The sequence below is a fragment of the Quadrisphaera sp. DSM 44207 genome (assembly GCF_900101335.1).
GTDB lineage: Bacteria > Actinomycetota > Actinomycetes > Actinomycetales > Quadrisphaeraceae > DSM-44207.
The window spans coordinates 575,325-588,659 of record NZ_FNKA01000003.1 but is presented as its reverse complement, the minus strand read 5'-3'; the positions used below and the strand labels follow the sequence as shown (position 1 = coordinate 588,659).

Annotated in this window: 11 protein-coding genes; 1 reads left to right on the top strand and 10 read right to left on the bottom strand. The window is 75.6% G+C overall.

What is annotated here, in order from left to right:
- Nucleotides 1-29: 29 nt before the first annotated feature.
- From BLS82_RS15815 to BLS82_RS13060, 6 genes are all read right to left on the bottom strand, one after another.
- Nucleotides 30-551: an ASCH domain-containing protein gene (locus tag BLS82_RS15815; RefSeq protein ID WP_092866600.1), complete on the bottom strand. Its 522-nt coding sequence runs from the start codon at nucleotides 549-551 to the stop codon at nucleotides 30-32.
- Between the two features lie 113 nt (nucleotides 552-664).
- Nucleotides 665-1,693 carry a ketol-acid reductoisomerase gene (ilvC, locus tag BLS82_RS13080; protein WP_092867048.1) on the bottom strand — a complete coding sequence of 343 codons (1,029 nt, stop codon included), beginning with the start codon at nucleotides 1,691-1,693 and terminating at the stop codon, nucleotides 665-667.
- Between the two features lie 63 nt (nucleotides 1,694-1,756).
- Entirely contained in the window at nucleotides 1,757-2,269 is a 513-nt protein-coding gene (ilvN, locus tag BLS82_RS13075) for an acetolactate synthase small subunit (RefSeq protein WP_092866597.1), read from the bottom strand.
- Nucleotides 2,266-4,137 (bottom strand): acetolactate synthase large subunit, encoded by a 1,872-nt coding sequence (locus BLS82_RS13070; RefSeq protein ID WP_218123893.1) that lies wholly within the window; start codon nucleotides 4,135-4,137, stop codon nucleotides 2,266-2,268. Before BLS82_RS13070 ends, ilvN begins: the two co-directional genes overlap by 4 nt.
- A gap of 284 nt (nucleotides 4,138-4,421) precedes the next feature.
- Entirely contained in the window at nucleotides 4,422-6,173 is a 1,752-nt protein-coding gene (gene ilvD, locus BLS82_RS13065) for a dihydroxy-acid dehydratase (RefSeq protein WP_092866591.1), read from the bottom strand.
- Nucleotides 6,174-6,239: 66 nt separating this feature from the next.
- Nucleotides 6,240-7,172 carry a 2-hydroxyacid dehydrogenase gene (locus BLS82_RS13060; RefSeq protein WP_218123892.1) on the bottom strand — a complete coding sequence of 311 codons (933 nt, stop codon included), beginning with the start codon at nucleotides 7,170-7,172 and terminating at the stop codon, nucleotides 6,240-6,242.
- Between the two features lie 9 nt (nucleotides 7,173-7,181).
- Here BLS82_RS13060 and BLS82_RS13055 point away from each other — a divergent pair, with 9 nt between their 5' ends.
- Entirely contained in the window at nucleotides 7,182-7,388 is a 207-nt protein-coding gene (locus tag BLS82_RS13055; protein WP_092866588.1) for a hypothetical protein, read from the top strand.
- A 9-nt stretch (nucleotides 7,389-7,397) separates the two neighbouring features.
- On the opposite strand, the gene BLS82_RS13050 is transcribed toward BLS82_RS13055, so the two are convergent.
- From BLS82_RS13050 to BLS82_RS13035, 4 genes are all read right to left on the bottom strand, one after another.
- On the bottom strand, nucleotides 7,398-9,674 hold the full coding sequence (locus BLS82_RS13050; RefSeq protein WP_143028861.1) for a putative bifunctional diguanylate cyclase/phosphodiesterase: 2,277 nt from the start codon (nucleotides 9,672-9,674) through the stop codon (nucleotides 7,398-7,400).
- A 62-nt stretch (nucleotides 9,675-9,736) separates the two neighbouring features.
- Nucleotides 9,737-11,050, bottom strand: coding sequence for an aminotransferase class I/II-fold pyridoxal phosphate-dependent enzyme (locus BLS82_RS13045; protein ID WP_176819095.1), 1,314 nt, complete (start codon nucleotides 11,048-11,050; stop codon nucleotides 9,737-9,739).
- 92 nt (nucleotides 11,051-11,142) lie between these two features.
- Nucleotides 11,143-12,696, bottom strand: a complete 1,554-nt coding sequence (gene gatB / locus BLS82_RS13040; protein ID WP_092866579.1) for an Asp-tRNA(Asn)/Glu-tRNA(Gln) amidotransferase subunit GatB — start codon at nucleotides 12,694-12,696, stop codon at nucleotides 11,143-11,145.
- A complete protein-coding gene (locus BLS82_RS13035; protein WP_176819094.1) occupies nucleotides 12,689-13,333 on the bottom strand; it encodes a DUF4276 family protein in 645 nt (214 codons plus the stop codon). Before BLS82_RS13035 ends, gatB begins: the two co-directional genes overlap by 8 nt.
- Between the last annotated feature and the right edge of the window lie 2 nt (nucleotides 13,334-13,335).

Here is a 13,335-nt window from a genome sequence, read left to right as displayed (position 1 = left end):
CCGATGTCCCGCCGAGCGGTCCTAGGCGCTCACCGGCCTGCTGCACCCGCGCCCGCACGCGCGTGCGGGCGCGGGTGCAGCAGCTCGAAGCGCTCGAGGACCACGTCGAGGTCGTCCACGGAGGCCAGCCCCGCGGCGCTCACCGCGTCGGCCCAGAACGCCGCGTGGTCGGCGCGCCAGGAGGCCGGCGTCGCCGGCCCCTCCCCCTCGGCCGCCGCGTGCGCGGCGTCCACGTCGGCGAAGCGGACGACGCGCACGTCGGTGGTGCGGACGAGGGCCCGGGGCTCGCCCGCGCCGTCCAGCACGATCGACAGGTCACCCGTCCGCGGGAGCGGCTCGTCCTCGGCGGCGTGCTCGACCAGCGCCGACGCCGTGGCGGTCTTGCGCCCGGCGAGGACGAGCGCGAGCAGCTCGTCCGCCTGCTCGGCGTCCCGCCCGAACGCCCACGCCGGCGGCGGCACCGCCGAGGACGGCGTCTCGCCCGCCACCGCGGCGAGCCGGCCGAGGCCGGCGCGCGCACGGGCGAGCTGCCAGAACTCGGGAACGTCCACGGGGTGCCTCCTGCTCCTGTCCGGCGACCACGGCTGGGGGCGGTGCGGCGCAGGACGACCACGGCCCCGCCGTCCGCGCGCGGCGGACGACGGGGCCGCGGCGACGTCGGGGGTCAGCGGGCGGCGGAGCCCTCGACGTAGTCGGTGTCGGAGCGCTCCACCCAGCTCATGAGCTTGCGCAGCTCGCGGCCGGTGGCCTCGATCGGGTGGCCCTCCTGCTCCTGGCGCAGGCGCGAGAACTCCGGGGCGCCGGCGTCCTGGTCCTCGATGAACCGGCGGGCGAAGGTGCCGTCCTGGATGTCGGAGAGCACGTCCTTCATCCGCGCCTTGACGGAGGCGTCGATGACGCGCGGGCCGGAGACGTAGTCGCCGTACTCCGCGGTGTCCGAGACGCTCCACCGCATCTTCGACAGGCCGCCCTCGTACATGAGGTCGACGATGAGCTTCAGCTCGTGCAGGCACTCGAAGTAGGCGACCTCCGGCTGGTAGCCGGCCTCGGTCAGGGTCTCGAACCCGGCCTGCACCAGCGCCGAGGCGCCGCCGCACAGCACCGCCTGCTCCCCGAAGAGGTCGGTCTCGGTCTCCTCGGTGAACGTGGTGCGGATCCCGCCGGCGCGCAGGCCGCCGATCGCCTTCGCGTAGGAGAGGGTCAGCGGCCACGCGTCCCCGCTCGCGTCCTGCTCGACCGCGACGATGACCGGCACGCCGCGGCCCTCGGAGTACTCGCGGCGCACGAGGTGGCCGGGGCCCTTGGGGGCGACCATGGCGACGTCCACGCCCGCCGGGGGCTTCACGTAGCCGAAGCGGATGTTGAAGCCGTGCCCGAAGAGCAGGGCCTTGCCGTCGCTGAGGTTCGGCTCGACCGCCTCCGCGTACACGTGCCGGGCCACGTGGTCCGGCACGAGCACCATGATCACGTCCGCCTCGGCCGAGGCCTCCGCGGGGGTCACCACGCGCAGGCCCTCGGACTCGGCCTTCTGCCGGCTGCGGCTGCCCTCGGCCAGGCCGACGCGGACGTCGACGCCGGAGTCGCGCAGGCTCAGCGCGTGCGCGTGCCCCTGGCTGCCGTAGCCGAGGACGGCGACCTTGCGCCCCTGGATGATCGACAGGTCGGCGTCGTCGTCGTAGTACATCTGGGCCACGGTCGGGCTCTCCTTCACCTGGTCGGGACGTGCATGATCACGAGGTCGCGCGGGTGGGGCGGGTCAGGCGCTGCGCAGCGCCCGGTCGGCGATCGAGCGGCTCCCCCGGCCCAGCGCGACCACGCCGGACTGGACGATCTCACGGATGCCGAAGGGCTCCAGCACCCGCAGCAGCGCCTCGTTCTTCTCGGGCACCCCGATCGCCTCGATCGTGAGGGCCTCCGGCGCGACGTCGACGACGTGCGCCCGGAAGAGGGAGACCACGTCGACCACCTGCCCGCGCGCGGCCGCGTCGGCGCGCACCTTGACCAGCAGCAGCTCGCGCTGGACCGAGGAGGCCTCCTCCAGCTCGACGACCTTGAGCACGTTGACGAGCTTGTTCAGCTGCTTCGTCACCTGCTCCAGCGGCAGCGCCTCGACGTCGACGACGACCGTGATGCGCGAGAGGTCCGCGTGCTCGGTCGGGCCCACCGCCAGGGAGTGGATGTTGAAGCCGCGGCGGGCGAACAGGGCCGCCACGCGCGTGAGGACCGCGGGCTTGTTCTCGACGAGGACCGACAGCGTGTGCCGGCTCACCAGCTCTGCCCCGTCGGGACGCTCGGGTCGGCGTCGCGCTCGCGCTCGACGTCGTTCTCCAGGCTGGTGGACTCGTCGCGGTCCCACACCGGGGTCAGCCCGCGCGCGTACTGGATCGCGTCGTTGCTCACCCCGGCGGCGACCATCGGCCACACCATCGCGTCGCGGTGGACGACGAAGTCGACGACCACGGGGCGGTCGTCCACCGACATCGCCTTGTCGATGACGGCGTCGAGGTCCGCCGGGTCCTCGCAGCGCAGCCCGACGCAGCCGTAGGCGTCGGCGAGCTTGACGAAGTCCGGGATCCGCCGGCCCAGCTCGACCGCGGCGCCGGTGTGCAGGTCGGTGTTGGAGTAGCGGCCCTCGTAGAAGAGGGTCTGCCACTGGCGGACCATCCCGAGGCTGGAGTTGTTGATCACCGCGACCTTGATCGGGATGTCGTTCAGGGCGCAGGTGGCCAGCTCCTGGTTCGTCATCTGGAAGCAGCCGTCGCCGTCGATCGCCCACACGGTCGCGTCGGGCACGCCCACCTTGGCGCCCATGGCCGCCGGGACGGCGTAGCCCATGGTGCCCAGGCCGCCGGAGTTCAGCCACGTGCCGGGCTTCTCGTACCTGACGAACTGCGCCGCCCACATCTGGTGCTGGCCGACGCCGGAGGCGTAGATGGCGTCCGGCCCGGCGATCTCGCCCAGGCGCTGGATCACCCGCTGCGGGGCCAGCGTGCCGTCGTCCGGCTCGTCGAAGCCGAGCGGGTAGGTGCGCCGCAGGGCGTCGAGCTGGCGCCACCACTCCGTCAGGTCGGCCTGGACGCCGGCGGCGTGCTCGGCCCGCAGCGCGACGACGAGGTCGGCGATCACCTCGCGGGCGTCCCCGACGATCGGAACGTCCGCCCGCCGGTTCTTGCCGATCTCCGCGGGGTCGATGTCCGCGTGCACGATCGCCGCGTTCGGGGCGAAGGTGGACAGCTGACCGGTGACGCGGTCGTCGAAGCGGGCGCCGAGGCTGACGATGAGGTCGGCCTTCTGCAGCGCCGTCACCGCCGCGACCGTGCCGTGCATGCCGGGCATGCCGAGGTTGGCCGGGTGGGAGTCGGGCAGGGCCCCGCGGGCCATGAGCGTCGTCACGGCCGGGGCGCCGGAGAGGTCGACGAGCTGGCGCAGCTGCGGGCTGGCGCCGGCCCGGACCACGCCGCCGCCGACGTAGAGCACGGGGCGGCGCGCGCCGGCGAGCAGCTTGGCGGCCTCGCGCACCTGCTTGCCGTGCGGGCGGGTCACGGGCCGGTAGCCCGGCAGGTCGAGCGCGGGCGGCCACGAGAACGTCGTCATCGCCTGCTGGGCGTCCTTGGTGACGTCGACCAGCACCGGGCCCGGCCGGCCCGTGGAGGCGATGTGGAACGCCTCGGCGACCACGCGCGGGATGTCCGCCGGGTCCGTCACGAGGTAGTTGTGCTTCGTGATCGGCATGGTGACGCCGAGGATGTCCGCCTCCTGGAAGGCGTCCGTGCCGATCGCGCTGCTGGAGACCTGGCCCGTGACGGCCACCATCGGCACCGAGTCCATGTGCGCGTCGGCGATGGCCGTGACCAGGTTCGTCGCGCCCGGCCCCGAGGTGGCCATGCACACCCCCACGCGCCCGGTGGCGGCGGCGTAGCCCTGCGCGGCGTGCCCGGCGCCCTGCTCGTGGCGCACCAGCACGTGGCGCAGGGACGGGCTGTCGAGCAGCGGGTCGTAGGTGGGCAGGATCGCCCCGCCCGGGAGGCCGAACACGACCTCGGCGCCGGCGTGCTCGAGGGAGCGGACGAGGCTGCTCGCCCCGGTCATCCGCTCGCCCTCGGCTCCGGACGGCTTCTCAGCTCCTGCGCTGCTCATCGGCTCCTCCTGAGGGGCCACGGGGTGCGGTGGGGTGTGGTGCGTGCTGCGGTGGGGGCGTCCGGCTCCGGACATGCGAAGACCCTCCGGCCGGGAGGCGCTGGAGGGTCGGGCGCGGGGCGGGCTCGTCGGACGACGGCGTCAGCCTGCGCGCCGCGCCGCTACTACCTGGAGGGTGCCCACGCCTGCAGGGTAGACCCGGCCCGCGCCGGTGTCAGCCCCGCGGACGCCGCGTCTCACGGCGTGAGACGGCGTCCGCGGGGCCGGGCACCGGCGCGGCGCCGTCAGTCGCAGACCGCGCCGCCGGAGGCGGGGCCGACGAGCTTGGCGTACTTGGCGAGCACCCCGCGGGTGTAGCGCGGCGGCAGCGGCGCGAAGTCCGCCGCGCGCAGGGCCAGCTCGGCCTCGTCGACGAGCACGTCGAGGCGCTTGGTCGCCACGTCGAGGCGGATCCGGTCCCCGTCGCGCACGAGCGCGATCGGGCCGCCGTCCACCGCCTCGGGGGCCACGTGCCCCACGCACAGGCCCGTGGTCCCGCCCGAGAAGCGTCCGTCGGTGAGCAGCAGGACGTCCCTGCCCAGGCCCGCGCCCTTGATGGCGCCGGTGATGGCGAGCATCTCGCGCATGCCGGGGCCGCCCTTGGGGCCCTCGTAGCGGATGACGACGACGTCCCCGGGGGCGATCGTGCCGTCCTCGAGGGCGTCCATCGCGGCGCGCTCGCGCTCGAAGACGCGCGCGGTGCCCTCGAAGACGTCCGTCTCGAAGCCGGCGCTCTTGACCACCGCGCCGCCGGGGGCGAGCGAGCCGTGCAGGATCGTGATGCCGCCGGTGCGGTGGATGGGGTCGGCCAGGGCCCGCAGCACGGCGCCGTCCGGGTCCGGCGGCGCGATCCGCTCCAGGTTCTCGGCCACCGTGCGGCCGGTGACGGTCAGGCAGTCCCCGTGCAGGAGCCCGGCGTCGAGGAGGGCCTTCATCACCACGGGGATGCCGCCGACGCGGTGCACGTCGGCCATCACGTGGCGCCCGAACGGCTTGACGTCGGCCAGGTGCGGCACCCGGCTGCCGATGCGGTCGAAGTCGGCGAGGGCGAGGTCGACCTCCGCCTCGTGGGCGATGGCGAGCAGGTGCAGGACGGCGTTGGTGGAGCCGCCGAGGGCCATGACCACGGACACGGCGTTCTCGAACGCCTCCTTGGTCATGATGTCGCGCGCGGTGGTGCCCTTGGCGAGCAGGTCGACCACGGCCTGCCCGGACCGACGCGCGTAGCCGTCGCGCACGCGGTCGGTGGCCGGCGGCGCGGCCGAGCCGGGCAGCGACATGCCCAGCGCCTCCGCGGCGCTGGCCATGGTGTTGGCCGTGTACATGCCGCCGCAGGCGCCCTCGCTCGGGCACACGGCGCGCTCGATGGCGTCGACGTCCTCGCGGCTCATCAGCCCGCGCGCGCAGGCGCCGACGGCCTCGAAGGCGTCGATGAGGGTGACCTCGCGCTCGGTGCCGTCGGACATCGTCGCGACCCCCGGCAGGATCGACCCGGCGTAGAGGAAGACGCTCGCGAGGTCCAGGCGGGCGGCCGCCATGAGCATGCCGGGCAGGGACTTGTCGCACCCGGCCAGCAGCACCGACCCGTCCAGGCGCTCGGCCTGCATCACGGTCTCGACGCTGTCGGCGATGACCTCGCGCGAGACGAGGGAGAAGTGCATGCCCTCGTGGCCCATGGAGATGCCGTCGGAGACGGAGATGGTCCCGAACTCCATCGGGAAGCCCCTCGCCGCGTGCACGCCCTCCTTGACCGCCTTGGCGAGGCGGTCCAGCGGCAGGTTGCAGGGGGTGATCTCGTTCCAGGACGACGCCACGCCGATCTGGGGCTTCTCCCAGTCCTCGTCGCCCATGCCGACGGCGCGCAGCATGCCGCGGGCCGCGGTGCTCTCCAGGCCGTCGGTGACGGCGCGGCTGCGGGGCTTCAGGTCGGGGGTGGTTCCTCCGGCGCCGGCGCCGGCAGCGGTGCCGGCCCCGGGACCGGGCAGGACGGTCGTCATGGCCCCGATCCTACGGTCGGGCGGCCAGCGCCCCCGCGGCGCGCCCCTTCCCCGGAGGGCCCCGGCTCACCCGACGAGGTTGACCGGCTCCTCCCCCGCGCCGAGGCGCTGCAGCTGGCGGCGCAGCAGCGCCACGGCCCGCGGGCGCATGGCGCTGGTCGTGCCACCCAGGTGCGGGGTGAGGACCAGGCCGGGCGCGCCCCACAGCGGGTGGTCGCCCGGCAGGGGCTCGGGGTCGACGACGTCCAGGGCCGCCCGCAGCCGGTGCCGGCGCAGCTCCGCGAGCAGGGCCGCGGTGTCCACGAGGGGGCCGCGGCCGACGTTGACCAGCAGCGCGCCGTCCGGCATCGCGGCGAGGAAGGCGGCGTCGACGAGACCGCGCGTGCTCGGCGTCAGCGGCAGGACGACCACGACGACCTCCGCGCCGGGCAGCAGCTGCGGCAGCTCCTCGACGCCGTGGACGACGCCGCGCTCGTCGGTGCGCGCGCGGCTGGCCACGCGCACGAGGTCGACCTCGAACGGGGCCAGGCGGTCCGCGACGGCCGTGCCGATGCGCCCGGCGCCGAGCACCAGCACCCGCCGGTCCGCCAGCGACCGGTGCCACCCGGGCCGCCAGCTCGCCTGCTCCGCGTCGCGCACGGCGTCGTCGATGCCGCGCAGGGAGGCGAGGGCCAGGCCGACGGCGAGCTCCGCCGTCGAGGCGTCGTGCACGCCCGCCGCGTTGGCGAGCGCGACGCCGCCGGGCAGCCGCTCGGCGAGGTCGTCGACCCCCGCGCTCAGCGACTGCACGAGCGAGAGCGCGGGCAGGTCCGCCAGGCTCCCCAGGGCGCCGGCGGGCCGCGAGTAGGGCAGGACGACGGCGCGCACCCGCCCCGCGTCCTCCCCCAGCGCCTCGCGCGGCGGGGAGTCGACGTCCCACACGCGGGCGCTCACGCCCGGCGGCAGGGGGTGGACGGCCTCCAGCCAGTCCTGGTCGGGCAGCGTCACGAGGACGGTCACCCGCTCATCGTGCCCGCCGCGGCGCTCGCGTGCGCCCTCGCGGTGCTCGCCGGCTGCGGCTGGCCGCTCGTGGAGGGCCTCCTCGGCTCGGCGGAGGACCGCGCGCGCTCGACCGACCCGGTGCTGGTGCGGTCGTCGCGCGAGGCGTCCCCGAGCGGGCTGGCCGAAACCGGGGACGCCGTCTGCGTCGCCGCGCTGCGCGGGCCGGTCGGCTGAGCGGCCTGGTCAGCGCAGGGCGGGTCCGCCGACGCGGCCGCCGGCGCGGCCGTCGAGCAGCCGCCCGGCCTCCCCGGCCGGCACGCCGGGCGACCACAGCCACCCCTGCCCCAGGCCGACGCCGAGGTCGAGCAGCGCCTCGGCCTGCCAGCGCTCCTCCACGCCCTCGGCGACGACGACGAGGTCGAGGGCCCGGCTGAGGCGCACGAGCGCCTCGACCACGGCGCGGGTGCGGGTCTGCGCGAGCTGCTCCGTCAGGGAGCGGTCGACCTTGACCAGGTGCACCGGCAGGCGCCCGAGGTAGGACAGCGAGGAGTACCCGGTGCCGAAGTCGTCCACCGCGATCCGCACGCCCTCGGCGGCCAGCGCCTCCAGCGTCGCGACGGCCGGGTCCTCGCGCGTGACGTAGACGGCCTCGGTGACCTCGACGACGAGCAGGTGGCAGGGCACGCCGGCCTCGTGCAGGGCGCCGAGGACGGCCGCGACGTAGCCGGGGTTGCGCAGCTCCAGGGGCGAGGCGTTGACGGACAGCCGCAGCCCCCGCTCGACCCCGCCGGCGCCGCACAGGCCGGCCAGGCCGCGGCGCAGCACGGCGCCGCCCAGCTGCACGACGAGGCCGTTCTGCTCGGCGACCGGGACGAACTCGTCCGGGGGGACGACGCCCAGCTCGGCGTCGGTCCACCGCGAGAGCACCTCGAAGCCGACGACGCCGCCGGTGCGGATGTCCACCACCGGCTGCAGGAGGGCGTCCAGGGAGTCCTCGGCCAGCGCCTCGCGCAGCCGGCGGCCCACCAGGGCGCGCCGGCGGGCGGTGGCGGCGACCTCGTCGGAGTGCACCACCACGCGGTCGCGCCCGCCGCGCTTGGCCTCCTGCAGGGCGGTGCTCGCCTCCGACAGCGCGGCCAGGGGCTCCCCGGCGCCCTCGGCGGGCAGCGCGGCGACGCCCGCGCTGGCGGAGACGACGACCTGCGCGACGCCGTCCACGGCGACGGCGGCGCTGCGCAGGGCGGTGAGCAGGCCCGCGGCGACGTCGGCCGCGGCGACGACGCAGCCGGGCCCGGTGGCGGCGAACTCGTCACCGCCGAGCCGGTAGCAGCGCCAGCCGGCCGGCAGGTGGTCGCGCATCGCCGCGGCGGCCTCGACGAGGAGCTGGTCCCCCGCCGCGTGGCCGACGCGGTCGTTGACGTCCTTGAAGCCGTCGAGGTCGATCACCACGACGCTGGAGCGCTCGGGACGGCGCGCCAGGGCCTCCATCCGCGCGCTCAGCGCCCGCCGGTTGCCCAGCCCGGTGAGGAAGTCGCGCTCGGCCTGGTCGGTCAGCGAGCGCACCAGCGCCAGGCGCTGGCGCTGCAGCAGCGCCTCGCGGACGCCGAAGAGGACGATGAGCACGACGACGAGGGCGGCTCCCGTCCTGTCGAGGCCGTCCTCGTCGGCGCTCGCGGACACCCACAGGGCCGCGCCCAGGCCCAGCACCACGACGGTGGCGGGGATGCCGGTGCGCGCCTCGGGCGAGATCCGGCGCAGCGCCGCGGGGCCCGCGGGCCCCGCCCCCGCCAGGAGCAGTCCCGCCGCGACGAGGGGCCAGGCGAGGCAGGCGGCGGCAGCGGCCTGCCACGGCCACGTGCCGCCGGGCTGGACGACGGCCCGCGTGGCGTCCAGGTCGCCGACGGCGAAGAGGCTGAGGCCCACCGCGGCCAGCAGGACCCCCCTGTCCAGCCCCGCGAGGGAGACCTGCAGGCCGAGGGCCAGGATGGACAGGTCCGCCAGCAGCACGGCGACCACCAGCCACGGCGAGGCGGTCATCTCGATCTGCCGGTACACGGTCTGCCAGAGCAGGGCCGCACCGGCGGCGGCGATCACGAGGGCGTCCAGCGCCAGCCGCCAGCGCCGGCCGGCGGGTCCGGCGGGCCGGGGGAAGGACAGGAGGCTGGCCAGGGCCAGCGGGCCCGCGGCGGTGCACACGACCTCCCCGAGCCCGGCCACGACCGGTGCGCCGGGCGCCGCCAGGGCCCTCAGGCCCACGAGCGCCTGGCCCGCGCCCCACACGAGCCCCGCGGCCCCCATGGCGGCGCGCACCGCGGAGCGCTGCCCCCCGTAGCCGGAGCGCCGGACCAGGACGAGCCCGCCGCCGACCGCCAGCACCGCCGAGAGCAGGGCCCCGACCCAGAACGCGTGGACGGACCCGTTCACGCCGAGCACCACGGTCACGGACGCGCCGGAGATCCCGGACAGCGTCGTGGCGACGGACATGGCGCGCAGCGAGCGCACGGCGACGACGGGAGGCACCTCGGGACCATCGGTCCCCGAGCTGCCCGCCTTGACGTCCGGCGCGGCACGCGGCTCCCCCATCAGCGCAGGGCGGGGGCCCGCTCGTCGGGGAGCACCGCGACGCGACGCTCCCTCGCCGCCCGCACGCCGTCCGCGACCGCTGCCACGGCCCGCTCGACGAGCCGCTCGTCGTGGGTGGCCATCACGGACAGCCGCAGCAGCCCCTCGCCCCGGGGCACGGCGGGGTGGATGACCGCGTTGACGTACACGCCGCGCGCGAAGACGGCGCGCCAGGCCGCCAGCGTGTCCTGCGTCGAGCCTCCGGGGACGGCCACGACGGCGGCCTCCCCGGGCAGGGTCGGCACGCCCGCGAGCTCCAGCTCGCGCCGCAGCAGGCCCGCCAGCGCCCGGACGCGCCGCGGGCGCTCCGGGTCGGCGCGCAGCACGCGCAGCGCGGCGAGCGAGGCGCCCAGGGAGGCCGGCACGTTCGAGGTGGCGAACACGTACGGCCTGGCCGCCCCCCGCAGGCCCTCGGCCACGGCGGCACCGGTCAGCACCGCGCCCCCGCACGAGCCGAGCGCCTTGCTCAGCGTCACCGTCACGGCGTCCACGGAGTCCAGCACGCCCGCGGCCTCCGCGGCGCCCCGGCCGCGCTCCCCCAGCACGCCGATGCCGTGCGCCTCGTCGACGACCAGCCGCGCGCCGGCGTCCCGGCACAGCGCGGCGATCCGCGGCAGCGGCGCGGTCCCGCCGTGCATGGAGTAGACGCCGTCCACGACGACGACCACCCCCGCCGCGGGGTCGACGGCCTCGAGCTCGGCGCGCAGGGCGTCCAGGTCGTTGTGGCGCCAGCGCACGAGCGCCGCCCGGGACGCCCCGGCACCCATCTGCAGGGACGCGTGGGCCTGGGAGTCCACCAGGAGGGCGTCCCCCGGACGGCCCACCGAGGAGAGCAGCGCGAGGTTGGCCGTGAAGCCGCTGGTGGTCACCACCGCCGCCTCGACGCCGTAGAAGTCCGCGAGCTCGGCCTCGAGGGCCAGGTGCAGGTCCGTCGTGCCGTTGAGCATCCGCGAGCCGCAGGCGCCCGTGCCGTAGCGGTCCAGGGCGGCCTGCGCGCCCGCCACCACCTGCGGGTCGGTGGTCAGGCCGAGGTAGTTGTTCGACCCCAGGTTGACGCGCTCGACCCCGTCGGAGAACCGGGTCACCGGCGCCGAGGCGGAGGAGACCGGCACGGCCGCGGGGGACGGCCCCGGGTCGGCCATGGCGCGCAGCTGCCGCGCGAAGCGGTCGTTCACGACGGGGGCGAAGGGGTCGCGACGGGCCACGACGGGGTCGTCCTTCCAAGCCGGCGCAGCGGCGCGCTGCGAGATCACGCGGTGGACGAAGGGTGCCACGGCCGCGCAGCGGCGCAGCCCGGTGCGGCACCGCGGACGCGACCCCTCACGGAGCGGGACCGGCCGGGAGGCCGGTGCGCGTCACGAGCGGCTCACGCGCCGGCGCCCACGCGCTCCAGCACGATCTCGCGCACCCGGGCGGCGTCCGCCTGCCCGCGCGTGGCCCTCATCACGGCCCCGACGACGGCGCCGGCCGCGGCGACCTTGCCGCCGCGGATCTTCTCCGCGACGTCCGGGGACGCCGCGAGCGCCTCGTCGACGGCCGCCACGAGCGCTCCCTCGTCGCTGACGACGCCGAGGCCGCGCGCCTCGACGACGGCGGCCGGGTCGCCCTGCCCGGCGAGCACGTGCTCGAGGACCTGGCGCGCGAGCTTGTCGGACAGGCGCCCGCCGTCGACGAGGGCCTGCAGCTCGGCGACCTGGTGCGGGGTGACGGGCAGGTCGGCGAGGCCGGTGCCGCGGGCCTTGGCGTGCCGGGCCAGCTCCCCGGTCCACCACTTGCGGGCGCTCGCCGCGGAGGCGCCGGCGGCCGTGGTGGCCTCCACGAGGTCCAGCGCGCCGGCGTTGAGCACGTCGCGCAGGTCCAGGTCGCTCAGGCCCCACGCCTCCTGCAGCCGGCGCCGGCGCGCCGCGGGCGGCTCGGGCAGCGCGGCGCGCAGCCGCTCCACCCACGCCGGGTCGGGCGCGACCAGCACGAGGTCCGGCTCGGGGAAGTAGCGGTAGTCCTCCGCGTCGGACTTCTCCCGCCCGGAGGTGGTCAGGCCGGTGTCCTCGTGCCAGTGGCGCGTCTCCTGCACCACCCGCGCGCCGGCGTCCAGCAGCGCCGCCTGGCGGGAGACCTCGTGGCGCACCGCGCGCTCCACCGAGCGCAGGGAGTTGACGTTCTTCGTCTCGGTGCGGGTGCCCAGCGGGGCGTGCGGGGAGGGGCGCAGGGAGAGGTTGACGTCGCAGCGCAGCGACCCCTGCTCCATCTTCACGTCGGAGACGTCCAGGGCCCGCAGCAGGTCGCGCAGCGTCGCCACGTACGCGCGCGCCACCTCCGGGGCGCGGTCCCCGGCGCCGGTGATCGGGCGGGTGACGATCTCGACGAGCGGGATGCCGGCGCGGTTGTAGTCCACGAGGGAGTGCTCGGCGCCGTGGATGCGCCCGGTGGAGCCGCCGACGTGCAGCGACTTGCCGGTGTCCTCCTCCATGTGCGCCCGCTCGACCTCCACGCGGTGGACGAACGCGGGCCGGCTGCCGTCCTCGCAGGCCGGCACCTCGACGTCCAGCCAGCCGTCGAAGGCGATCGGCTCGTCGTACTGGCTGGTCTGGAAGTTCTTCGGCATGTCCGGGTAGAAGTAGTTCTTGCGCGCGAACCGGCACCGCGCGGCGATCGTGCAGTTCAGCGCCAGCCCGATCCGGACGGCGGACTCCAGCGCCTTCTCGTTGAGCACCGGCAGCGCGCCGGGCAGGCCGAGGCTGACCGGGTCCACCTGGGTGTTCGGCGCGGCGCCGAAGGCGGTGGGGGCGCCGCTGAACATCTTGGTCACCGTGGACAGCTCCACGTGCACCTCGAGGCCGACGACGGGGTCGTAGCGGGCCACGGCATCCTTGTAAGGGACTAAGCCATGCCGGCGAGCATCAGTCGTGGCGCCCTCATGCATAGCTAGTCCACCCCAGCTCAGTCAGTGCGTGCACGAGCGACTCCTCGAAGGCTTGGAAAGAGGGTAGGCGCCGCAAGGAACTCAGCGGCAAGTTCTCTGCGATGTACGGCAAATAGTCCGCTGCTCGAGGAGCGCGTCTGCGGGGTCGGACGGCTTGGGCCACCAACTCTGCAAGAGTGCGCTTCGGCTCGCTCAGTTGTTCAGCCGAGCCGAGAAGGTGACCCTCGAAGACCGTCGAGGTATCGAGTCGCACACCGACTACCCCCCGCAAAGTATCGAGGTCGGCAAGCGCCCACGCCTCCATCTCCCGGCGGGGAGCGAGCGGCACGAGGACCGGTGTACCAGGGCCTGCCGGCCACTCTGCCTCGACCGGGTCGAAGACCTGGCGACGCTGCCGATTCGGGTTAGCAGTGGCGTCAAAATGCAAGGCGACGATGACAGCATCGGGGTGGTCCTTCTGCACAGCGGCGGCAATGCGCGCTCCCCGCGGCTCTTGCCCGTTAGGCACCAGATTGACTCGTAGGTCCATCGATGACGACGCTTGAACATGATCGAACAGGAGCGCCTCGAGGCTTCGGCTCAGGACTGGAGGGAAGAAGTCCGGGTCGGACGGGCCCTCGCCGTAGACGACCATCACAC

What these genes read in the sequence shown, in the direction of transcription:
- gatB (WP_092866579.1), bottom strand. Translation starts at nt 12,696, where the DNA reads ATGCATGAGGGCGCCACGACTGATGCTCGCCGGCATGGCTTAGTCCCT.
- BLS82_RS13070 (WP_218123893.1), bottom strand. Translation starts at nt 4,137, where the DNA reads ATGAGCAGCGCAGGAGCTGAGAAGCCGTCCGGAGCCGAGGGCGAGCGG.
- ilvD (WP_092866591.1), bottom strand. Translation starts at nt 6,173, where the DNA reads ATGACGACCGTCCTGCCCGGTCCCGGGGCCGGCACCGCTGCCGGCGCC.